The sequence below is a fragment of the Streptomyces sp. NPDC050121 genome, assembly GCF_044460385.1.
GTDB classification, from domain to species: domain Bacteria; phylum Actinomycetota; class Actinomycetes; order Streptomycetales; family Streptomycetaceae; genus Streptomyces; species Streptomyces soliscabiei.
This window is the reverse complement of record NZ_JBITJV010000008.1, coordinates 141,983-163,697: the sequence shown is the minus strand read 5'-3', so window position 1 is coordinate 163,697 and position 21,715 is coordinate 141,983. Positions and strand designations below refer to the sequence as shown.

Sequence of the window (21,715 nt, the reverse complement as noted above, 5' to 3'; positions counted from 1 at the left end):
GAAGTCCTCTTGTCTCTACGCCGTCAAGGACGAGTTCTGGCCGGCCCGGGAGGTCGCGCCGCGATACCAGTACTCGAGGGTCAGCACATGCCACAGATGCTTGGAGAAGTCCCGCTGCCCGGCGGCGTCCTCGGCGACCATCCGCGCCAGCGCGTCGCGGCGCAGGAACCCGGAACGGACGAGCACGCCGTCGTTGACCACCTCGCGCACCAGCGGCGCCAGATCCCGGCTCATCCAGGCGCGCAGCGGGGCGCTGAACAGGCCCTTGGGCCGGTACACGATCTCCCGGGGCAGGACCGAGACGGCCGCCTCCTTCAGGACGGCCTTGCCCTGCCGTCCGACGATCTTGCGTTCGCCCGGCACGGCGAACGCGGCCCTGACCACCTCGACGTCCACATACGGCACCCGCACCTCGGTCGACGCGGCCATGCTGGAGCGGTCCGTGTACGTGAGGTTCAGGCCCGGCAGGAACATCCGGGCGTCGCCCAGGCACATGCGGTTGACGAAGTCGTCGAGGTCGTTGTCCTGGTAGACGTCCGCGTGCTCGGTCAGCACGTCGTCGACCGTCCCCGCCAGGTCCGGGTCGATCAGGGCGAGCAGCTCGCCTCGGTCGTACATGGTGTAGCTGCGACGGAACGCGGTCTCCTCCGGCAGATCGGCGAAGGAGAGGAACCGCTTCGCGAAGCGCACCGACCGGTACCCCCGGCGGGCCGAGGCGACCGGCAGCCGGTCCACGGCCGCGGACAGGCCGCGCCGCAGGGGCCGTGGGACGCGCTGGTAGCGCAGCGCGAGCAGGTTGGCCAGGTGCTTGCGGTATCCGGCGAACAGCTCGTCGGCGCCCATCCCCGAGAGCATCACCTTGACCCCGGCCTCCCGGGCGGCCGAGCAGATCAGGAACGTGTTGATCGCCGCGGGGTCGCCGATCGGCTCGTCCAGGTGGTACGTCATCTGCGGCAGCAGGTCGAGCACGTTCGGAGCGATCTCTATCTCGTGCAGGTCGACGCCGAACTGCTGGGCCACCTGCCGGGCATGGCGCAGGTCGTCCGGCATCGCCTCGAACCTGGCGTCCTCGGCGCGGAAGCCGATCGTGTAGGCGGAGATCCCCGGTTGGTGGCGGGCCGCCAGCGCGGTCAGATAGCTGGAGTCGAGGCCGCCGGAGAGGAAGGTCGCCACGGGCACGTCGGACATCAGATGGCGCCGGGTGGACTCCTCGACGACGGCAGCGAGGTCCGGCTGCTCGCCGCTGCGGGCCCGCTCCCGGCCCTCGGCGGCGACGTCCCTCAGGTTCCAGAACCGGCCGCGCTCCACCCGGCCGTCGGGCCGGCACCTGAGCCAGCTCCCCGGCGGCAGCTTCTCCGCTTCGCGCAACGCGCACCGCGAGTCCGGCACCCAGTAGTACAGCAGCGAGGCCACCAGCGCCGCGGGGTCCACCTGCAGCGACCCGCCGGTCACGGCGGCGAGCGCCTTGAGCTCCGAGGCGAACACCAGACCCTCGCCGCGCCGGAGCAGGAACAGCGGCTTGATGCCGAGCTGGTCGCGGGCGAGCACCAGGTCACCGGTCCGCTCGTCGAAGATCCCGAACGCGAACATGCCGCGCAGTCGGGGCAGGCAGTCCGTGCCCCAGCGCCGCCAGGCCTCCAGCAGCACCTCGGTGTCGGAGCTGCCGCGGAAGCGCACCCCGGTGGCCGCCAGCTCGGCACGCAGCTCGGGCGCGTTGTACAGCTCGCCGTTGTACGTCAGGGCGAGGCCGTCCGAGACCATCGGCTGGGCGCCGGTCTCGGACAGGTCGATGATGGCCAGCCGGCGGTGCCCGAGGTGCACTTCGCCGTCACCGGCGGCGTGGCCGTACCGTCCCTGCGCGTCCGGACCGCGGTGGGCGAGGGTGTCGGTGAGCCGGTCGGCCACGGCCTTCCCGTCCGGCCATCGGTAAGTGCCTGCGATTCCACACATGTCCTACCGCGCTTCCTGGTCGTTGTCCGGGACCCGTGCCGCCCACATCGGCAGCCGCTCCGTCTGCCGTCGGCCCTCTTTCACTGTCTGAACGGCGTGGGAGGCACCCCCACCGTTGTGTCGGGCCGGCCGCTCGTGCTGGCCGCGCAGCGCGGTGTGCAGTCCGTCCCACAGGGTGCCGTCGGTCCGGTCACGCGGATCGGGGTCGATCAGCACCACACCGATCACCGCGATGCGCTGGTCGGCGAGCTGCCGCGCCACGGTGTGCAGCCAGGCGGCGCTGCCGTGCCCGGCACGCACGACGAGCACGGACCGAGTGCCGAGGTACTGGAGGTCGGTCCACGCCGTGCCGGGCGCCACCGAGCCGACACCGAGCCGGAGTTCCTCGTGCGAGACGGCCGCGGCATGTTCGCCGCTGACCAGGGTCGGGTCCCCCGGTTTCGGACGGCGGCCGGCGAGCTGCCGGCCGGGCAGAGCATCGATGACCACGACGGGCCCGTCCGCCGCCAGTGCTCCGGCGAGGTCCAGGGCGATCACGCTCGTGCTGCGCGCACAGCCCAGCTCCAGCAGCGACACCGGTTCCGCGGAGCCGCGCACGGTGCGGGCCAGGGACGCGGTGAGCCGTTCGCGTGCGGCTCGGATCCGGCGGCGCTGCCACGGCCCGGCCGACCGGCTCGGCAGCTCCGCGATGACGGAGACGCCGAGGTTCGCCGCGATCTCCCGGCGCAGCACGGGGCGGTCCGCCACCACCGTGGCGACCGCGGCCACCGCGAGCCCGAGGGCGAGCCCGAGGACGAGTCCGATCGCGGCGTCGGTGGCAGCGGTCCTGGGCAGGGAGTGCGCCACCGCGCGCGGAGCGTCCACGATCTGGGTGCCGGCGATGAGCTGCGGCGTGCCGACGCGCGCCTCCGCGGCGCGCTGGCCGAAATCGGTGATCCGAGAGGTGAGCTCGGCCCGGCGGGCGAAGAGCGACTCCAGGTTCGCCGACCCCTTCGGTCCGCTGTCCGGCGAAGCGTCTCCGATCGACGTGTTGACCTGGGCGAGTTCGTCCTGCAGTCGGTCACGCTGGGCGAGCAGGGCCTTGGCCTGGGCGTCCGCGGCCTGCTGTATCCGCCTCACATGGTCAGCGATGAACGCATCGGCCAGGGCCTTGGCGCGGGCCACCGCTTCCGCGTCGCTGGCGCCTGTCACATTGATCTGCAGCAGGTTGTTGGTCAGGCCGGCGCCCCCGTAGTCCTGCATGAAGTCCTCCGATTTTTCCGGGGACTTGAGGGACTGCAGGGCCGCGTCGGCGATCCGCGTGGTCTGCAGCAGCGCGACGTCGGTGCGGATCAGCGTTCCGGGGTCGTTCGGCTGGTCCTCCTGATGGGCGACCAGAACCTTGGTCACCGCGCTCGGCGGCGGCGGCAACAGGACCGCCACCGCCACGCCGGCGAACAGCCCCAGCAGCGCCATGGAGCACCAGAGGCGGCGGCGCCTGCGCACCGCCACCACCAGTGACTGCAGGTCCAGCAGCGGAGCGGCGGTCGACGACTGCGAAGTCGTGCTCGTGGTCACCTTGTACCTCCCGTCGCGTCGTTGCCGATCGCGAGCGCCGGCGTGGCGGCATGCCGTGGATGGCCGGCAGACTGCGTCGGGCGGGCCCGGACCACGCCGGCGAGGACGATGCCGACGATTTCGTGCCCCGCGTCGGCACACGCCTCGGCGAGGCCGGCGAGCTCTCCCGCGGTCCAGTTGCCCGCGCTGAGCACGACCAGGGCGCCGGACTCGAGGTCGCGGTCCGCCACCATCGGCTGGGACACCGAAATCTCCACCACCCGCAGCAGCGGATCGCCGCCGGCTTCGGCGGCGAGCTGCCCGGCGGCCAGGTGTGCGATCTCGTCGCCGTCCGGTACGACGACCAGCAGCCGCCGGGGAGCCGGTAGTCGGTCCCGGATACGGGCGCACACCCGCCGGTAGCGGATCTGTCTGCCGGCCTCGTCGCCGGAGGTCTGCGGGGTGGGTAGGTCCCACCGGACGTCGGTGCCCAGCAGTCGGCGGATCCGGGCTCGCGCGCCACGGCCTCGCGGCCGGTGCGCGGGCTGTTCACCGGGCACGTCGACGGTGCCCAGCAGCGCCGAGCCGAGCGCCGCCGCGATCTCCCCTTCGGTGCGCGGTCGGCGGCTCATCCGCGCGGCGGTGAGATGGCCGATGACTGCGAGCAGGAAGAACAGCAGTGCCCCGCCGGCGATGAGCTGCACCCTCGTCGGCGGCGCCTCGCCGGTCGGCAGGGCCGCCGGCCCCATGACGACCATGTTGGCCTTGCCGGCAGCCGGGTCGGCCGCCTGGTTCAGTTTGTTGACGGCGTCCTGCAGCGCGGTCCGCAGCTTGGCGAGCTCGGTGCGGGTCTGCACGCTCTCCACGGTCCGCCCCGGATCGGTGGCGTCGGCCAGCTCGCTGATGCGGCGGCTGGTCTGCGTCACCAGCTGCCGCAGTGCCTCGGGCTGGGCCGTCCTCTCGGGGTTGGTGTTGTCGCCCGCGATCTGCGCGGCGAAGGCGACGAACTGGCGGGCCACCTGGTCGGAGAGCTGCTGTGCGCGCTTCGGGGTGTCGGCCGTGCCCGAGATCTTGATGATGTTCCCGTCGGCGGCCGCAGCGCTCACCTGATCCCGCAGCTCGCTGCCGCTGACCCCGGTCCAGCGCAGGGTGGCGGCCGCGCGGTCGACCACCACCGAACTGGTCGCGATCTCCGTCTGCGTCAGCAGCTCGCGTTCCTCCCATGCTCCCGGCAGCAGGACCGACGCCGACGTCGTGTAACGCGGCGGAATCAGCAAAGAGGTGCCGTAGCCGACGAGCGCACCCAGCACGGCGAGAAGGGTGAGAAGCCGCCGGCGCCGACGGATGATCCGCCCGATCGTGGCCAGGCGTATGGTGTCATCGCTCAACTGTGCGGCCTTCTCCCTGCTTGGTACGGGTTGCCCGCCGACGCCGGAGCGTGGTCCCGGCAGGCAGCGGTGTAGGCGGCGAGCAGCGACGCCTGTGAGTTCCGCCAGGAGAGCGGCCCGTTGACCCGCTCCTGGCCGATCTTGCCCATCCGGGCCCGCTGCTCCGGGTCGTCCAGCAGCAGCGCCACGAGTTCGGCGAACTCGGTCTCGTCGTCGGCGGGCGCGTAGAGGGCGGCGTCACCGGCGGAGACCCGCGCCTCCTTCAGATCGAACGAGACGATCGGCCGGCCCATCACCATGTACTCCAGGACCTTGTTCATGGTGGACACGTCGTTGAGCGGATTGTGCGGGTCGGGGGAGAGGCATACGTCCGCGGTGGACAGGTAGCGCACCAGGTCGGCGTCCGGGATACGTCCGGTGAACTGCACCTGCTCCGAGAGCCCGAGCCGCCGGGACAGCTCCACCATCGCGTCGAAGGTGTCGCCGGCGCCGACGAACACCGCGTGCCAGTCGGTCCGCCCGACCTCGTCGCGCAGTTTCGCCAGCGCCCGCAACGCGTAGTCGACGCCGTCCTGCGGGCCCATGACGCCGAGGTAGCACAGCAGATGCGGCTTGCCGCGCTTCAATTCCGGCTCCGGCGCCACGGGATGGAAGCGGTCGACGTCGGGCGCGCTGCGCACCACGAAGACATCCGCCGGCCGCTTGCCGCCACGGCGCACCGCGACGTCCCGGTAGCTCTCGTTGGTGGCGAGCACGATGTCCGCGGCCCGGTAGGTCCGCCGTTCCAGCGCGCACACGGCGCGGTAGAGCAGGTCCTTGCCGCGGCCGAACCGGGAGAGGTACAGCTCGGGCACCAGGTCGTGCTGGTCGAAGACGAACCGCGCGCCGCGCCGCTTCAGCCACAGGGCCGGCAGGAACAGCAGGTCGGGCGGGTTGCAGGCGTGGACCACGTCGACCGGGCCGACCTTCCGGGCCAGCCGGACCGTGTGCCACAGCGCCGATCCGTACTCCCGCAGATAGCCGGCCGGCCCACCGGTGGCCGCGCGCAACGGGTAGCGGTGGATCCGCACCCCGTCGATCAAGGCCTCCGGTTCCGTGTCCCGTTTGCTCCCCTGGGGACAGATGACGTGCACCGTCCAGCCCGCGTCGCGCAGCGTCGTGCACTCCTGCCACACCCGCCGGTCGAACGGCACCGACAGGTTCTCCACCAGGATCAGCGCGCGCCGGTCCGGCCGGTCGCCGCTTCCCGCGTCACCAAGCAAGGCCCATGTACCCCGGTTCGGCCCGCCGCGCGTCGGCGTCGGGAAGGTGGATGAGGTCGACGATCAGCGGGCCGTCGGTGCCATGGGGCAGCGCCGACAGCACGGCCGGATCCCTGGTCCCGACCAGGCACACCTCGGCGTGGTCGAGCACCTCCTCGACGGAGTCCGCGAGCAGGTGCGCGAGATGCGGCAGCCGGGTCTCGATGTACTCGCGGTTCGCGCCGAGCAGCCGCGAGAGGCTCACGTTGGCGTCGTAGATCTTCAGGTCGTAGCCCTTGCCGAAGAGCCGCTCCGCCAGCTCGACGAGCGGGCTCTCGCGGAGGTCGTCGGTGCCGGGTTTGAAGGACAGCCCGAACAGGCCCGCCCGGCGCTTGCCGGTGCGCTCGACCAGCTCCACCGCGCGCTGCAGATGGTCGGAGTTGGAGGGCAGCACATGGGCGAGGATGGGCACCGAGACGTCGGCCCGCTGCGCCGCGTGGACCAGGCTGCGCAGGTCCTTGGGCAGGCAGGAGCCGCCGAAGGCGAAGCCGGGCCGCAGATAGGCGGGGCTGATGTTCAGCTTGCGGTCGGCCAGGAACACGTCCATCACCTGGTGCGAGTCCACTCCGAGCGCCTGGCACACCGCGCCCAGCTCGTTCGCGAAGCCGATCTTGAGGCCGTGGAACGCGTTGTCCGCGTACTTGATCGCCTCGGCCGTGGGGACCGGCACCCGGAACACCTCGCCGGGCAGGCCGTCGTACAGCGCCAGCACCGCGTCGCCGCTTGCCGGGTCGAGCTCGCCGATGACGGTCTTGGGCGGGTCGAAGAAGTCCTTGACGCTCGTGCCCTCGCGCAGGAACTCCGGGTTGACCGCGACCCCGATGTCCACCCCGGCCGTGCCGCCGACGTACTTCTCCAGGATCGGCACCAGCAGGTTCAGACAGGTGCCCGGGAGCATGGTGCTGCGGAACACCACGGTGTGCCGCCCGCCCCGCTCGGCCAGCGCGGCGCCGATCTGCTCGGTGACCCGCTCCAAGTATGTGGTGCACAGGCTGCCGTTGGGCTCCGACGGCGTGCCCACGCAGACCAGCGACACCTCGCTGTCCATGACGGCCTCGCGGACGTCGCCGGTGGCGCGCAACGCTCCGGTCCGCACGACCTCGGCGATGAGCTCGCCGATCCGCTCCTCCACCACCGGGGCCTTGCCGTCGTTGACCAGGTCGACCTTCACCTGGTTGACGTCGACCCCGATGACCTCGTGACCCATGCTGGCCAGGCACGCGGCCGACACGCAGCCCACGTAGCCGAGGCCGAAAACGCTGACTCTCATGCCTTGTTCCTCCCCCCAGGCAGGCCCTTGCGGCCTGCGGTCCGCCTCTCGGCGGGACCGTCGAGTTGCAGCCCTCCGCGCATCAGTAGGCCCCCTGCCCCGAGAGCACCGCACGCAGCGTCTTCCACAAGATCACTGTGTCCAGGGCGAGTGACCAGTCCTCCACGTACCGCAGGTCGAGGCGCACCGCCTCCTCCCAGGACAGGTCGCTGCGTCCGCTGATCTGCCACAGACCGGTGAGGCCGGGCTTGACCAGCAGCCGCCGCCGGATGTCCGGGCCGTACGCGGCGGACTCCTCCGGCAGCGGGGGCCGCGGACCGACGAGCGACATCGATCCGGTGAGCACGTTGAAAAGCTGCGGGAGCTCGTCGAGCGAGTACCGGCGCAGCACCGCTCCCACCCGGGTCACCCGCGGATCCCGGCGGAGCTTGAACAGCAGGCCGGCGCCCTCGTTGCGGTCGGCCAGTTCGGCACGTGCCCGGTCGGCCCCGGCGACCATGGTGCGGAACTTGAGGATGGTGAACTCGCGGCCGTCCTTGCCGACCCTGCGCTGGCGGTAGAACGCCCCACCCCGACTGTCCACCAGCACGAGCAGCGCGACGAACATCATCAGCGGCGCGAACAACATCAGCAGAAACGTTGCGCCTATTCGATCGACCACCCCTTTGACCGCCCGGCGGCCCCCGGTGAAGGTCGGCATGCTGACCCGCAGCAGCGGGATCCCGAGCACTGCGTCGACGTGCAGCCGCGGGCCGGCCACCTCCATCAGTACGGGGGCCACGACCATCTCGGCGTCGCTGCCCTCGAGGTTCCACGCCAGCCGCTGCAGCCGGTCCGGTGACCAGTGCGGGTCCGGGGTGACCGCGACGACGCGGTAGCCGTCGCGGTGGACGTGGTAGGCGACGTCGGCCAGACGGCCCACGATCGGCACGCCGTCCACATGGTCGCCGTCGAGCGCGAGACCGTCCGTCGTGCACACCGCGTCCACCCGCCAGCCGAGGTGCGGGAATTTACGGGTCCGGGTGATCAGGTCGCGCACGGTGGCCGGGCTCCCGGCGGCGAGCACCGGTCTCAGACAGCGGCCTTCCTTGCGCTGTTTGTGCAGTGAGAGGCGCAGCAGATACCGCGTGGTCATGGTGACGATCGCGATCGCGGGGATCGCGACGAAGATCCAGAGCTTGATGTTGCGCGAGGTGAGAGCGATCCCGCCGAGCGCCAGTACGACGGTCGCCGTGAACAGTGAGCGTCCGAGCCGGCGGAATTCCTCGGCGCCCTGGCCGAGTACGGCCGGAGCCCACGACCGGCTCACCGCGAGTGCCCCCAGCACCAGCAGTTCGGTGCCGAATGCGAGAATCACCCACTTCTCATGCCAGTTGGCCGCGTCCCGGGCTCCGAAGAAGTTGCCGATCGCCACCACCACGAACGCGGTGGCCACGGTGTCGCTGGTGATCACGGTGCGGCGGTACCGCTGCTCCCATTCGATGGCGGGTCCGCTGATGGCCCCGTTCGCCAGATGTTCGCGCGCCGACGGAAACGGGCTGACTACACCCCCTTGCCGTACAGAACCCCCCAGGTTCCCCAGTGGTTCGACGTGTTCGCCCAACACTGTTCCTCCCCCCGGGAGGCCCCCGCCTCCCGTCCTGTTCCTCCCCTCGGGAGGCCCCCGCCTCCCGTGCCGCGCTCCTCCTCCCCTCGGGAGGCCCCCGCCTCCCGCGCACGACATGCCAGCTGTTGCAGAGTTACTTGGACAACCCACCCGGGCGGCAGCGGACTCGCAGGTCCTGCCGGTCTCCCGGGGTACGGGGGATCCCGTCGAAACCTCGGGTGCTCCCCGCACCCGAAGCCCCTGTCGGGCTCCCAGAGTTGATCACCCCCACGTCGGTGCCGGGGACGAGACTGCTGGTTTTCTGTGGCACCGGACGTATGGTCATTAGCGGTCGCTACTGCTCGAACCGCTGAAGCACGGTCAATCTAGACCATGCGGCACCGTAATGAAGAGAGGATGTGTGTAATTTGTGTTCAAGCTTTGAGAGTTGATCCACCGGCCGGTGACGGCCTGCGGATGCCTTGACACCACCGCGCGGCTCCGGCAACTCGCCGGGCCTCCGGCCGCGGCTTCTGTACGGCGGTGATCTACGAGCCGCGGTGACCCTTCTGCGACGCCCGGCTCGGCATCGGCTTCTCGCTGGTCGGCGGCATGTCCAAGGGCGGGCGCAGCCGCCTGGGGGTGGGGTGCACGGCGCGATGCCGATCCCCGCGCTGAGAGAAGGGTCGCGTACACGGTCAGCCGGAGCTCGAAGGATGAGGGGCGGACCTGACCGAAATCTGGTTACGCCGATTTGACGCACATCGACTCACGGCGCCTGACCGGAGGGCCCAAAACCGGGGCACCGGCCTGGCTCGGCCCGGCTCGTGGCGGCCGTACCTCGATGCCTTTCGATGCCGGTGTACAGGGGAAGGGGCTGAGGCGCTTGGAGAGGGACGTGCGCATGAAGGCGGCGTGTCGGAGCCGGGAGCCGGGAGCTGCGGTCGAAGCTTCGACGGAGCGGTCGTCGGCCGGATGACCGCGTTCCGGAGGTAGCACCGCATGCTTGTTCTCGGGCGATCACAGGTCGAGGCTCTGCTCGACGTGGACACACTGATCGATGCCTTGGCCGCGGCGATGGCGGACCTCAGCGCGGGCCGCGCGTCGGCACCCGACCGTGTCGCCGCCCTGGTGCCCGGACGCGACGGGTTCCTGGCGGCCATGCCCGGCTTCGTGCCGTCGGCCGGGGTCCTCATGAGCAAGCTGGTCTCCCTGTTCCCGCGCAATGCCGGGACCGGACTGCCGACCCACCAGGCGCTGATCGTGGTGTTCGACCCGGACACCGGCGAGCCTGCGGCGTTGCTGGACGGTACGGCCATCACCGCGGCGCGGACCGGCGCCTGCTCGGCGCTGTCCGCGCGGCTGCTGGCCCGCGAGGACGCCTCGGTGCTGGCGGTCCTGGGCACTGGCGTGCAGGCCCGGTCCCACGCCCGCGCCATGTGCCGGGTCCGCCCCATCCGGCAGATCCGCGTGGCCGGCCGGGACCCGGCGAAGGCAGCCGCCCTGGCCGAGGAACTGTCGTCCGAACTGGAGACGGACGTCAGGGCGGTGTCCACCTACGCCGAAGCGCTCGACGGCGCCGACATCGCCGCCGCGACCACCCACTCCCTCGAACCGGTGATCCGCCGCCCCTGGCTGGCGCCCGGGGTGCACATCACCTCGGTCGGGTACAACCCGGCCGGACGCGAGGTCGACGACGCCACGATCGCCCAGTCGCTGGTGTGCGTGGAATCGCGGCAGGCAGCGCTGGCCCCCTTCCCCGCGGGCAGCAACGACCTGCTGATCCCGATCCGCGACGGTCTCATCACCGCCGAGCATATTCACGCCGAACTGGGCGAACTCGTCTCCGGCAGCAGAACGGGACGTGCCTCGACGGACCAGATCACCCTCTATAAATCCGTCGGCGTCGCCGTGCAGGACGCCGTGGCCGCGGGCCTGGTCGTCACCGCTGCCCGCCACCGGGCCATCGGCGAGGAGATCACGTTGCAGTGACGCCGTTGTCCGGCTCGCGGCCCCGATGGCCGGTGCCGCACGGGCGTCGCCTGCCGCGGCCCGGTGGCGTCAGCTTTGTTTCGCCGTGTCGGAGGCCGTGGCTGTCGCGGCGGCGGAGCGGGAGCCGACCAGGAGCAGGCACAGGACGGCGACGCCCGCGATGACGCCGGCCAGGACCAGCAGCGGGTCCAGCGGGCGGGTCGCGCCGACCGGCTGCACACCTACAATCACCACCGCGGACACACCGCGCTGAAAGGCCAACCACCCGCCAGCCGCGTCCCCAACCTCACAGGGCAGTACACCTAGCGCAGGACTGCGCAGGAGACGGCGACGGAGCCGGGGGGAGGAGGGAGGGTGAATGCGAACACGCCGGCCATTTTTTCTTCACCGAGTTCACTTGCCTGCAGATGCGGCCGTGCGCGCATTTGAGTGCGGCGGACTCGGTAATCGCATTCACATCAGCTGCCGCCGATACCGAGGGCGGTGAGCAGAACCAGGACGAGGGTGGCCACGGCGAGCAGGCCGTGCGCCAGGACCACGGGCAGCGGGAAGTGCCGTTCGGCAGGAACGGTCGCCTCTGTCCCCGCAGCGGCGGCGGCCGGGGCGGCCATGACCGAGGAACGGGACCGGTGGACGGGGATCCAGCGGGCCAGCATCGTGAAACCCAGCAGGGCGACCGGCAGCAGCAGGCCGAAGGCGGTCCAGGCCAGGGCGTCCTTGTCGGCCACGATGTAGATGATCCACACCACCAGGCCGATCGCGGCCAGCGCGAAGTGCCCGAAGACCACCGGTGCGGGCAGGCGGCTGGCACCGGACTGCTGCTGCCGGATGCCGCCGCGTTGGATCCACGTACCGAGCAGGTAGAAGCCGCCCAGGGCGGTGACCACCCAGGCGATCAGTGCGGCGATGTCCATGACGAACTCCTCAACGATGGATGGTTGGCGGGCAGCCGACCGGCACCGGACGTCGAGAGAGGGGTGCGGGCGGGTGTCATCGGGCCCGGCCGGCGTCGCCCGGCCCGTATCCCTCGGCCTGCGTGCTCTCGTCCGCGACCCGCACGCCGTAGCGGTAGGCGAGCTTGCCGCCCAGGAACCCCGAGAAACCCAGAGCCGCCAGGCTGACCGCGGACAGGACGAGCTTGCCGACGCCGACGCTGCCGCCGTCGGCGTACGTGCCGTAGCGCCACACGAAATTGACGACGTAGGCGGCGGTCACGGCCAGGTTCAGCGTCATGTGCACCAGGCCGGTGCGAAACGCGCGAGTCCCGGCGGGAATGGCGAACAGGTCGAGGAAGCCGACCACGGCGGCCAGTAGCGCGCCGATCACCCCGATCGCGATCAGCCACTCCGAGCCCCGGGTCAGGAATGCCGGATCGTGCACCACGTGGGAGGCGATGTCGAACACCAGGCTCGCCACCCAGGCGCCGATCGGCACCGTCACGAGGATCGGGTGGAACGGATGGCCGTACGGGCCGGCGAGCGCGGCACTGACCGGCCGCTTCGCCTGAAGCTGAGACTCACTGACCATCGCGACCTCCGTAGTTTCACCAACGACTCTTGGACTTATCAAGTCTATGCGTCAAGCCCTCCAGGTCCAGGCATGCAAAGGACGGTGATGCCCACGAGGGCAGGAGTTATCGTGATCCCGTGTCTTCCGATCCGATACCGCCGACCCGTGCGGCCGACGCCGCCATCGACTCCGTGAGCGTCCTGGGGGAGGACTCCCGACGGCGCATGTTCGCCTTCATCCGGCGCGCCGGCCGGGCGGTCACCCGCGACGAGGCCGCCGCCAGCGTCGGCATATCCCGCAAGCTCGCCGCCTTCCACCTCGACAAGCTCGTCGACGCCGGCCTGCTGCGCGCCCGCTACGAAACGCCCGGCGGGATCCGCAAGGTCGGCCGGCAGCCCAAGGTCTACGAGCCCACCGGCACCCAGCTCACCGTCAGCATCCCCGACCGGCGCCACGAACTCCTTGCGGACCTCCTGCTGGACGCCGTCCTGACCGAGGGTCCCGAAGAGAGCGCCACGCAAGCGGCCACCCGCACCGCCGGAGTACGCGGTCGGCAGATGGGCGAGACGGAACGGGAGCGGACGCGTCCCGGCCGACTCGGCGCCGAACGCGGGTTGACCACCTGCGAGCGCATGCTCGAGGAGCATGGCTATGAACCCGTTCGTGAAACCCCCACGCACATCCGGCTGCGCAACTGCCCCTTCCACCCCTTGGCCGCCAGGGCCCCCGACCTGGTGTGCGGCATGAACCACGCCTTCCTCACGGGCTACCTCGACGGCCTGCGGATCAGCGGAGTGCAAGCCGTCCTGGCCCCGCAGCCCGGAGCATGCTGCGTCCAGCTCACCCCGGCCGGCACGGATCCCGACGACGGGACATCCGAAGCGGCTGGCGGCTGACGGCTGAAGGCGGTGGCGCGACGGCAAACTCCGAGCCGCGCCGCGCCGAGCCGCGCCGCGCCGAGCCGAGCCGAGCCGCGCCGAGCCGCGCCGCGCCGAGCCGAGCCGCGCCGCGCCGAGCCGCGCCGAGCCGCGCCGCGGGGCGGGGCGGGGTGGAGCGGGGCGGGATGGAGTGCAAGGAACAAGCCAAGCATTTCTCAAAATCGCCTACAGGGCCTGTTAGGTAAGGCTTACCTAGCCTAGTTTTAGAGGTGTACTTCTCCGCTCATCCCACTGGAGTCCCCCTATGTCCGGTTCCCAGGTGGCCCTGCTCGGCGCCATCGCAGGGTTCACCATCTACCTCGGCCTGCCCCTCGGCCGACTGCGCAACCCGGACCCGCGGCTGCGCGCAGGTCTGAACGCCGTGGCCATCGGCATCCTGATCTTCCTGGTCTGGGACGTCCTGACACATGCCTGGGAGCCGGTCGACGACGCGCTGGGCAAGCACGACTGGGGCACCGTGGCCTCCGGGGGCCTCACCCTCGCCGTGGGTCTCGGAGTCGGGCTGATGAGCCTGGTGTACTACGACGGCTGGATCGCCCGCCGTGCGGTCTCCGACCGGCGGCCCGTCGGCCCCGGTGCCGCCGCGTCCGCCGAGCTGGCCCCCGGAGTCCGCAGCCAGGCCGGCTCGCTCGCGCTGATGATCGCCATCGGCATCGGCCTGCACAACTTCGCCGAGGGCCTGGCCATCGGCAACTCCGCCGCCCAGGGCGAACTCTCCCTCGCCGTACTCCTCATCATCGGCTTCGGCCTGCACAACGCCACCGAAGGGTTCGGCATCGTCGCCCCGCTGGCCGCCGAGGGCGAACGCCCCTCATGGGCCACGCTGCTGCTGCTCGGCCTGATCGGCGGCGGTCCGACCTTCCTCGGCACCGTGGTCGGCCAGCACCTCGTCAACGACACGGTGTCGATCGCCTTCCTGGGGCTGGCCGCGGGGTCGATCCTCTATGTGGTCGTCGAGCTGCTGGCCGTCGCGCGCAAGGCCGCCCTGAAGACCCTGACCACCTGGTGCGTCCTGCTGGGCCTCGTCCTCGGCTTCGCCACCGACGCCGTCGTCACCGCCGCCGGGGCCTGATGAATCGTCCAGCACGGCGCCGGGTCGCGGTATGGAGGGAGTTGCGCAAGGCCGCCGCGCTCTCCCTCGGCCAGGCCCCAGGGCGCAGCGCCGAGGACGCGGCCCGCTTCCAGGTGCTGTTCACCGCCGCCCGGTCCGCGGCCTGGGCGGAGTCCCTGGCCGACTGCGGCCGACGGCTCAAGCAGTGTGCCGCAGCCTGTGAGGACTACGCCGAGCGGGTCTTCGCCGCTCCGCACCAGACACCGGCTCCGCGCCGGACACCGGCTCCGCGCCGGACACCGGCTCCGCGCCGGACACCGGCTCCGCGCCGGACACCGGCTCCGCGCCGGACACCGGCTCCGCGCCGGACGCCGGAGGGGCGACAGTGAGCGGGCGGGCCGCTCCGCCCCGGCAGATGTGGCCGTTGTACGCGGCCGGGTTCACCACCGCCTTCGGCGCGCACGGCATCGCCGCCAACCTCGGCGGTCACACGGAGGGCGCGGTCACCTCCCTGTTGGTGCTCGGTGGGCTGCTGGCCCTCTATGACGGTGCCGAGGTGCTCCTCAAGCCGCTCTTCGGCACGCTCGCCGACCGCGTCGGCGCCCGCCCCGTGCTGCTCGGCGGGCTCGCCGCTTTCGCCGTCGCCTCCGCGCTGTACGTCGTCGCGGACAGCCCGGGCTGGCTGTGGGCCGCCCGTCTGGGCCAGGGGGCCGCGGCCTCCGCGTTCTCGCCGTCCGCCTCCGCGCTGGTCGCCAGGCTCAATCCGGCGGCGAAACACGGGCGGGCCTTCGGCAGCTACGGCTTCTACAAGTCCATCGGCTACACCCTCGGTCCGCTGCTCGGCGGCGTCCTGGTGTGGGCCGGGGGTCTGCGGCTGCTGTTCGCCGTCCTCGCGGGGCTCGGCGCGGTGGTCGCCGCCTGGGCCGCGCTCGCCGTTCCCGTCGTACCACCGCTGCCAAAGGCCCGGCAGACGGTGCTGGACCTGGCTCGGCGGCTGGCCGACCCGGTCTTCCTCGCCCCGACGGCCGCGCTCGCGGCGGCGACCGCGGCCTTGTCGGTCGGGGTTGGCTTCCTGCCGGTCTCCGGCCGCGTCGCCGGGCTGGGCACGGTCGCGACCGGGGCAGCCGTGTCGGTGCTCGCCGCCTGTGCCGCTGTCGTCCAGCCGCGCGCTGGTCGTGCTCTGGACGACGGCCGTCTCACGACTCGTGCCGGCCTGGCGGCGGGACTGCTGGCCACCGCTGCGGGTCTGGCCTGCGCGATGCTGCCCGGTCTGACCGGCATCCTCCTGGGTGCTGCCCTGATCGGCGTCGGCACGGGGCTGATCACCCCGCTCGGCTTCGCCGCGCTGGCGACGAGCACGCCTGCCGAGCGACTCGGCCAGACCATGGGCGCCGCCGAACTGGGCCGCGAACTCGGTGACGCGGGCGGGCCCTTGCTCGTGGCCGCCGTCGCCTCGTTCGCCACGCTCACCTACGGCTTCGGGGCGCTCGCGGCTCTGATCGGGACGGGGGCGGTGGTCGCGTTCGTCCACCGTCGCTCTGTGCCGGCCGTGCCCGGCCCCGGGGCGGAAGGGTGAACGGACTTACGGGGTAAGTCAGTTGTGATGCCGGTGCCGTAGCAGATGTCGGGCGAGGAACGCGGCGGCCAGGGCGCCGAGGGCGATGAGTGCGTAGAGCTGGTAGCGGGTGATCTCGTCGTAGAGGGTGGTGATGTGGGTGCCGGCTGCGTAGGCCAGGGTCACCCACAGGCCGACCCAGAGTGCGGCGCCGAGGGCGTTGAAGGCGAGGAAGCGGCGCCAGGGCATGCCGCTGGTGCCCGCGATGATGCCGTTGACCTGGCGCAGTCCCTCGATGAAGCGGGCGACGGTGACGATCTGGCCGCCGCGGCGGGTGAAGAACTCCTCGGCCGTGTGGAAGCGCTGCGGGGTCAGGAACACGTAGCGGCCCCACCGGTGGACGAAGGCGCGCCCGCCGGACCGGCCGATCAGGTAGCCGACGTTGTCGCCTGCGACCGCAGCGGCGAACGCGAGCACCGTGACAGCGACGACGTTCAGCCGCCCGGCCCCGGCGTAGACGCCCGCGGCGATCAGGATCGTTTCGCCCGGGGCGGGGAATCCGAAGTCCTCCACGAAGATCACGGCACCGACGGCCCAGTAACCGTAGTGGCTGAGGAGAGGAGCCAGGTGGGCCAGCGGGCCCGGGAGGGGCGGGGCCATGCCCCCATCGTACGTCCCCGGTGCGAGGCCGAGCCCTGCGCGCCGGCCGAGGGAACGAGTCCCGCAGCCCCGGACGGCCGTCGCTCCGAGCCACCGTCGGCCAGGGTGCCGCGCGCGTTCACGCGCCGGCGCTCCAGGGGACGGCGAAGTGATCAGTACTCCAGCTCGGGGCGCAGCGGCCCGCCGACGGCGTGGAGGTGCCGCAGTACTTGGGCGTAGGAGTTGAAGAGCCCGGTCTCGTGGTAGGCGATGCCGTGCCGGGCACAGTACGTGCGCACGAGTTTCTGGGCATGGCGCAGGCTGGGCCGCGGCATGGAGGGGAACAGATGGTGTTCGATCTGGTAGTTGAGCCCGCCGAGCGCGAAGTCCGTGAACCGGTGACCGCGGATGTTGCGTGAGGTCAGTACCTGCCGGCGCAGAAAATCGATCTTGTCGTCCTTGGCGAAGATGGGCATGCCCTTGTGGTTCGGGGCGAACGAGCACCCCATGTAGAGACCGAACAGTCCCTGGTGTACGAGGAGGAAGCACACGGCCTGGACGGGGGACAGGACCACGAACAGGGCGGCGAGATAACCCCCGAGATGCGCCGTCAGCAGTCCCGCGTCGGCCAGCTTGGTTGTCCGCGAGGTCGCGGTGCCGGTGCGCTCGAGCAGTGCCCGTACGCCGGCGACGTGCAGGGCGAGTCCTTCGAGGAGCAGCATCGGGAAGAACAGCCAGGCCTGGTGCCGGGCCAGCCAGGCGTACGCCCCGCTGCGGACGCGGGCGTGATCCTGGGTGAAGGCGATCGCGCCGTCGGCGATGTCGGGGTCGCGGTCGACGTGGTTGGGGTGGGAGTGGTGCCGGTTGTGCTTGGCGATCCACCAGCCGTAGCTGAGGCCGATCAGGAGATCGGCGTGCACGCGGCCGAGCAGGTTGTTGACGCGTTTGGAGGCGGCGATCTGGTGGTGCCCCGCGTCGTGGCCGATGAACCCGGTCTGGGTGAACATCACCGCGAGGAACGCGGCGGTCAGCAGCTGCCACCACGACTGCCCGATCAGCGCGAACGCGGTCCAGCCGGCGCCCAGCAGAAGCAGGTTCGCGCCGACCTTGACGCTGTAGTAGCCCGGTCGTCGCTTCAGCAGCCCGCTCTGCCGGACCTCGCGGGAGAGCGCGGCGTATTCGCTGCCTCGGCTGCCGGGCGGGGGCTTGGTCATCTCGGCGTGGCCCGCCGGATCGAAGCTCCGGTCGTTGACGTCAATGGTCACAGTGTTCCCTTCGGGATGTATGGCGCTGCCCACGGCGCGAGGGGCGGGGTGCAGGACGCCGCACACGACGGGAATCCTGCGGAAGACCGCGTGCGGCAGGCCCGCGGTGCGGCCTGCCTCAGCAGGAGGGGAGCCCTCGGAGTGCGCGGAAGCGGACGCCGTCGGCGTCGGTCGCCGAGTGGTGGTCGAAGAGGTCGGCACCGGCCTCGTCAGGGGCCGGCAGGCCGAGACCTATGCCCACAACGTCCGAAGTGTCGGGAAGGTTCCCGGACCAGCCGGGGAGAGCCCGGTGACGCGTCGGCGAGCCGGCCCGGGGTCCTGCGTCCGGCATGTGACGGGGTCCTGAGGGGGTACGGTTGCCGCACCGGACGCACCGGACGCACCGGACGCACCGGACGCACCGGACGCACCGCGCGTTTCGGCGTCCCCCTCGGGCAGGGCACAGGCCGGCTTACCTCGGATCCGGCCGGAAAAGAGCCGCACCATGCGTCGTGGCCCGCACCGTCACACCGTCTTCTGTATCCGCTCCCGCGCAGCGCGGTAGCGGACTTCCCGGCTTCCGGATTCCCACGAGGCGCCGGCGCATCGCGCGCACGGCTGGACCACTCGGCACGGCTGGACCACCGGACCGGCGGACCACTCAGTACGGCTGTGAACCGATCAAGAGGATGTGAGATACATGTATTCACAGGACTCGATCTCCGGCCGTGGACCCTCACCGACGCGGGCAACGGCTACTACGAACTCAAGAACGTCAACAGCGGCCTCCACGCCGGCGTCGCCCAGTCCTCCACCGTCGACGGAGCTTCCGTCGTCCAGTGGAACGACCTGAACGTCGACGACCAACTCTGGAAGATCGTCCGCATCAACTGATCGGCTGACCCCCACTCGTCGTCGACTGCGCGCAGGGCCCTGACCCAGCCAGTCTGGAAGCGATCGCCTTGCCTTCCCGGCCGTGTCGGATGTCGGAGAGCTGTGCTGAGGTGCCCGCCTTGCATGCGGCTGATCTGTGGAAATAGCCTCTGCCAAAGCCGGGGGAGGGTTGCCGGCCCGGGAATGGTCCGGATGATGGTCGGAGACGCGATCCGACTCATGTCCGTAGTCCGCTTGGGTAGGAGGCGGCCCCAGCCCGAATCCCCCACCGATACCGGAGTGGTTCAGTGCATGATGTCGGCCTCTTGGCGCTGGCGCTGTCAGCAAGTTGCGCAGTCCGCGCAGCGTGGTTCAACACTGCCGCGGCGGGCGGGAGGCGAGCTGATACGGGCGTGCTGCGCGACGGCGTCGGCGAGTCGACCGATCGGTCCGGGCGTGCGGTGGCGGCACGCGGGAGAGCCGGCCTACGGGCCGAGGCGCTGAAGTGGTGCGCGACAGGCGAGTGGGCGCGAGGGACGGGAGAGGCCCGGCCGTGACGCCCGCGCAGGTCCGCGACTTTGAGGAGCCCTCAGGGCAACGAAATTCCTCGGCGGGCTCGCACGGCGTCCGTACCGCACCGGGAAAGCTGATATGTCCATACAGTCCTCCACTCTGTCCGCCCCCGCCTCACTGCAACCACCGCCACCGCCACCGTCATCGCTACCGGCACTGCGCCGGTCGCCCGGACCGGCGAGGTACCGTGTCCCGCTCCTCGTCATCGCCGCCGTCCTCCCCCTGTACTGGGGGTGGGACGCCGTTCTTGCGACGGACGGCGGCGACCTCGCCGCGCAGTACGCGTGGGCGGGGTTCGTGGGCAGGCACCCGGACACGCCGTACGGGCTTTTCTGGTTCGGCGGGATCCACACCGTCAACTACAGCGTCATATCACCGCACTTGATGGCGCTGCTCGGAGTCCGTGCCGTCTCCGTGATGTCCGGGATCAGTGCCACCTGGATGCTGGCCGTGCTGCTGGAGCGCACCGTCGCGCGCGTGCCGCTGTGGCCCGCGCTGGTCGGTGCGTTGGGCCTCTGGTACAACGTCGTGCTCGGCCGCACCACGTTCGCCCTCGGCCTGGCCTTCGCTCTCGCGGGTCTGCTCGCCGTGGCCGACCGTGCGCCCCGGCCCGCCCGGCTTGCCGTCGCCGCGTTCGGGGCGCTGTTCGCGACCATGGGCAGCCCGGTGGCCGGGCTCTTCCTGCTGGTGGCGGGCGCCGGATATCTGGTCGCGCGGCAGTACGGCAAGTGTCTCGCCCTGACTCTGCCGCCCGTCGCCGTCGTCGGCTTGACGACCCTGCTGTTCCCCTTCCAGGGCGAACAGCCCATGGCCGCGGGCCGCATGATCCTGCCCGTGCTGCTTTCCGCCGCCGTGGTCTGGGCAGCCCCGCGCAAGTGGCGGGTGGTGCGGGCAAGCACCGCCCTGTACGCCGCCGGGGTCGTCCTGACCTGGCTGGTCCCCTCTCCGATCGGCAACAACGTGGAGCGGCTCGCCCTGCTCTTCGCCCCCGCGGTTTTGCTGGCGGCCGCGCTGCACCGCCGCTCCGGAGCCACCCGGAACGGTGTACGTCGAGCCCATGTGCGCGCGATGACGCTGGTGACCGCTCTCTCCGTCTCCTATCTCTGTGTGACGTCGCTGATGCATCTGCGGAGCCCGGACCCCGTGCCGGGCTGGGTCACGCACACCGACGGAGTGCTCGCCGCGCTCGCCCGGCTGGGCGCGAACCGCGGCCGGGTCGAGCTGCCGACGGATCGCGACCATCGTGGAGCCACCCTCCTCGGCCCGCACGTCGAACTGATGCGGGGCTGGAATCAGCAGTTGGACGTGGAACGGGGACGCCTGTTCTACGAGGGCGAGCTCGACGGGCCGCGTTACCACGCCTGGCTGCGTCAGTGGGCGGTGGGCTACGTCGTCCTGCACGACGGCACACCAGACCGGTCCGCGGAGCGTGAGACCGCTCTGATCAAGGAGGGACAGGACTGGCTGGAGCTCGTCTGGCAGGACCGCTACTGGAAGATCTATCGAGTTCGCGACACTCTGCCGTTGGTCTCCGCCCCGGCCGAACTGGAGCAAGCGGGAGAGGCGGAGCTGACACTGAGGATGCCTCGCGCTGGGACGAGCACCGTGCGGATCGCGTATTCGCCGTGGTTGCGGGCCGAGGGAGCGTGCGTCAGCGCGGCCGGCCCGTGGACCCGGCTGACCGCGCCCCGGGCGGGCGTCTACCGACTGACCTCGGACTATGCCGCAGGGCCTGTCGACGAGCGCGGCTGCCGGCCGGCCGAGTGAGGGACACCCGTCTCCGCCGGGTACGCATTCCACGGGTCCAGAACAGGCGCCCTGGCGGCTCGGGTCGGAAGAAGGATGCCCAAGTGCCATGAGACACGGGGAGCGGCGTCGGGCTGCCGGGAACCGTCAGGCGTTCCGCGTCTCACGTTCCACCGGAAGGTGTGGAGCGAACCGATTCCATGCAAGCGCTTCGACGGGAAGCTACGACTGGTGCAGTGCGGGGTCGATGGCATGCCGCGCGGCGAAGGCGGCGCCGGCGCGTGGGCCGAGGAGCCGGCGCTTCGGCCAGTGCTTTCCCGACCGGCCTTCTGTCATCTGCGTTCGGCGGCTGCATTCCTGTTCACCGGGCGTGATGGGCAGGGGCCCGGTGGGCCGGGCCCGGCTGCCGGACCGCTGTGGCCCAACCTGCGCGGCGGGAGGTCACACCACCATCCGCATGCCCGCACACCGAAACAATTCGAGCGACCGATCGGTTCGGAACCGCAGGAATCAGCCGTCGAACCGATTCCGCGACAAGGTTCGCAGCGGGAACCTCCACACCCTT

18 protein-coding genes are annotated in these 21,715 nt (G+C 71.2%); 7 read left to right on the top strand and 11 right to left on the bottom strand.

All coding sequences use genetic code 11. The features are described from left to right. Window positions 1-15 precede the first annotated feature (15 nt). The 6 genes from asnB to ACIBTS_RS14835 all read right to left on the bottom strand — a co-directional run bounded on the left by asnB (window position 16) and on the right by ACIBTS_RS14835 (window position 9,051). Entirely contained in the window at window positions 16-1,950 is a 1,935-nt protein-coding gene (asnB, locus tag ACIBTS_RS14860) for an asparagine synthase (glutamine-hydrolyzing) (protein ID WP_399319484.1), read from the bottom strand. 3 nt (window positions 1,951-1,953) lie between these two features. Then, window positions 1,954-3,507 carry a Wzz/FepE/Etk N-terminal domain-containing protein gene (locus ACIBTS_RS14855; protein ID WP_399319482.1) on the bottom strand — a complete coding sequence of 518 codons (1,554 nt, stop codon included), beginning with the start codon at window positions 3,505-3,507 and terminating at the stop codon, window positions 1,954-1,956. Next, a complete protein-coding gene (locus ACIBTS_RS14850) occupies window positions 3,504-4,874 on the bottom strand; it encodes a Wzz/FepE/Etk N-terminal domain-containing protein (protein WP_399319481.1) in 1,371 nt (456 codons plus the stop codon). Before ACIBTS_RS14850 ends, ACIBTS_RS14855 begins: the two co-directional genes overlap by 4 nt. After that, window positions 4,871-6,136: a glycosyltransferase family 4 protein gene (locus ACIBTS_RS14845; protein WP_399319479.1), complete on the bottom strand. Its 1,266-nt coding sequence runs from the start codon at window positions 6,134-6,136 to the stop codon at window positions 4,871-4,873. The genes ACIBTS_RS14850 and ACIBTS_RS14845 overlap by 4 nt, the downstream gene beginning before the upstream one ends. Next, the gene (locus ACIBTS_RS14840) at window positions 6,126-7,445 is read right to left on the bottom strand and encodes a nucleotide sugar dehydrogenase (RefSeq protein ID WP_399319477.1); all 1,320 of its coding nucleotides are present in this window, start codon (window positions 7,443-7,445) and stop codon (window positions 6,126-6,128) included. Before ACIBTS_RS14840 ends, ACIBTS_RS14845 begins: the two co-directional genes overlap by 11 nt. A gap of 82 nt (window positions 7,446-7,527) precedes the next feature. Next, a complete protein-coding gene (locus tag ACIBTS_RS14835) occupies window positions 7,528-9,051 on the bottom strand; it encodes a sugar transferase (RefSeq protein ID WP_399319475.1) in 1,524 nt (507 codons plus the stop codon). Between the two features lie 981 nt (window positions 9,052-10,032). Here ACIBTS_RS14835 and ACIBTS_RS14830 point away from each other — a divergent pair. Further along, window positions 10,033-11,022, top strand: a complete 990-nt coding sequence (locus tag ACIBTS_RS14830; protein WP_399319473.1) for an ornithine cyclodeaminase family protein — start codon at window positions 10,033-10,035, stop codon at window positions 11,020-11,022. A gap of 69 nt (window positions 11,023-11,091) precedes the next feature. Here the strand turns inward: ACIBTS_RS14830 and ACIBTS_RS14825 are convergent, their stop codons facing one another. From ACIBTS_RS14825 to ACIBTS_RS14815, 3 genes are all read right to left on the bottom strand, one after another. Beyond that, window positions 11,092-11,256 carry a hypothetical protein gene (locus ACIBTS_RS14825; RefSeq protein ID WP_399319731.1) on the bottom strand — a complete coding sequence of 55 codons (165 nt, stop codon included), beginning with the start codon at window positions 11,254-11,256 and terminating at the stop codon, window positions 11,092-11,094. A 224-nt stretch (window positions 11,257-11,480) separates the two neighbouring features. Continuing rightward, window positions 11,481-11,936: a hypothetical protein gene (locus tag ACIBTS_RS14820; protein ID WP_399319471.1), complete on the bottom strand. Its 456-nt coding sequence runs from the start codon at window positions 11,934-11,936 to the stop codon at window positions 11,481-11,483. Window positions 11,937-12,012: 76 nt separating this feature from the next. Continuing rightward, window positions 12,013-12,549, bottom strand: coding sequence for a DUF2231 domain-containing protein (locus tag ACIBTS_RS14815; RefSeq protein WP_399319469.1), 537 nt, complete (start codon window positions 12,547-12,549; stop codon window positions 12,013-12,015). A 119-nt stretch (window positions 12,550-12,668) separates the two neighbouring features. Between ACIBTS_RS14815 and ACIBTS_RS14810 the strand changes: the two genes are divergently transcribed. The 4 genes from ACIBTS_RS14810 to ACIBTS_RS14795 all read left to right on the top strand — a co-directional run bounded on the left by ACIBTS_RS14810 (window position 12,669) and on the right by ACIBTS_RS14795 (window position 16,096). Next, window positions 12,669-13,427, top strand: coding sequence for a helix-turn-helix transcriptional regulator (locus tag ACIBTS_RS14810; protein ID WP_399319467.1), 759 nt, complete (start codon window positions 12,669-12,671; stop codon window positions 13,425-13,427). A gap of 286 nt (window positions 13,428-13,713) precedes the next feature. Continuing rightward, entirely contained in the window at window positions 13,714-14,541 is an 828-nt protein-coding gene (locus tag ACIBTS_RS14805; protein WP_319673589.1) for a ZIP family metal transporter, read from the top strand. A 41-nt stretch (window positions 14,542-14,582) separates the two neighbouring features. Continuing rightward, entirely contained in the window at window positions 14,583-14,909 is a 327-nt protein-coding gene (locus tag ACIBTS_RS14800) for a Chromate resistance protein ChrB (protein ID WP_399319465.1), read from the top strand. Between the two features lie 26 nt (window positions 14,910-14,935). Then, window positions 14,936-16,096, top strand: coding sequence for an MFS transporter (locus ACIBTS_RS14795; RefSeq protein WP_399319718.1), 1,161 nt, complete (start codon window positions 14,936-14,938; stop codon window positions 16,094-16,096). An 18-nt stretch (window positions 16,097-16,114) separates the two neighbouring features. Here the strand turns inward: ACIBTS_RS14795 and ACIBTS_RS14790 are convergent, their stop codons facing one another. Both ACIBTS_RS14790 and ACIBTS_RS14785 read right to left on the bottom strand, forming a co-directional pair. Continuing rightward, window positions 16,115-16,735: a DedA family protein gene (locus ACIBTS_RS14790; protein ID WP_399319463.1), complete on the bottom strand. Its 621-nt coding sequence runs from the start codon at window positions 16,733-16,735 to the stop codon at window positions 16,115-16,117. Between the two features lie 152 nt (window positions 16,736-16,887). Next, the gene (locus tag ACIBTS_RS14785; protein ID WP_399319717.1) at window positions 16,888-17,928 is read right to left on the bottom strand and encodes a fatty acid desaturase family protein; all 1,041 of its coding nucleotides are present in this window, start codon (window positions 17,926-17,928) and stop codon (window positions 16,888-16,890) included. Window positions 17,929-18,630: 702 nt separating this feature from the next. Here ACIBTS_RS14785 and ACIBTS_RS14780 point away from each other — a divergent pair. Beyond that, window positions 18,631-18,852 (top strand): RICIN domain-containing protein, encoded by a 222-nt coding sequence (locus ACIBTS_RS14780; RefSeq protein WP_399319461.1) that lies wholly within the window; start codon window positions 18,631-18,633, stop codon window positions 18,850-18,852. A 630-nt stretch (window positions 18,853-19,482) separates the two neighbouring features. Further along, a complete protein-coding gene (locus tag ACIBTS_RS14775; protein ID WP_399319460.1) occupies window positions 19,483-21,171 on the top strand; it encodes a hypothetical protein in 1,689 nt (562 codons plus the stop codon). Window positions 21,172-21,715: the final 544 nt, after the last annotated feature.

What these genes read in the sequence shown, in the direction of transcription:
- ACIBTS_RS14830 (WP_399319473.1), top strand. Translation starts at nt 10,033, where the DNA reads ATGCTTGTTCTCGGGCGATCACAGGTCGAGGCTCTGCTCGACGTGGAC.
- ACIBTS_RS14775 (WP_399319460.1), top strand. Translation starts at nt 19,483, where the DNA reads ATGTCCATACAGTCCTCCACTCTGTCCGCCCCCGCCTCACTGCAACCA.
- ACIBTS_RS14795 (WP_399319718.1), top strand. Translation starts at nt 14,936, where the DNA reads ATGTGGCCGTTGTACGCGGCCGGGTTCACCACCGCCTTCGGCGCGCAC.
- ACIBTS_RS14815 (WP_399319469.1), bottom strand. Translation starts at nt 12,549, where the DNA reads ATGGTCAGTGAGTCTCAGCTTCAGGCGAAGCGGCCGGTCAGTGCCGCG.
- ACIBTS_RS14840 (WP_399319477.1), bottom strand. Translation starts at nt 7,445, where the DNA reads ATGAGAGTCAGCGTTTTCGGCCTCGGCTACGTGGGCTGCGTGTCGGCC.
- ACIBTS_RS14805 (WP_319673589.1), top strand. Translation starts at nt 13,714, where the DNA reads ATGTCCGGTTCCCAGGTGGCCCTGCTCGGCGCCATCGCAGGGTTCACC.
- ACIBTS_RS14785 (WP_399319717.1), bottom strand. Translation starts at nt 17,928, where the DNA reads ATGACCAAGCCCCCGCCCGGCAGCCGAGGCAGCGAATACGCCGCGCTC.
- asnB (WP_399319484.1), bottom strand. Translation starts at nt 1,950, where the DNA reads ATGTGTGGAATCGCAGGCACTTACCGATGGCCGGACGGGAAGGCCGTG.
- ACIBTS_RS14820 (WP_399319471.1), bottom strand. Translation starts at nt 11,936, where the DNA reads ATGGACATCGCCGCACTGATCGCCTGGGTGGTCACCGCCCTGGGCGGC.
- ACIBTS_RS14790 (WP_399319463.1), bottom strand. Translation starts at nt 16,735, where the DNA reads ATGGCCCCGCCCCTCCCGGGCCCGCTGGCCCACCTGGCTCCTCTCCTC.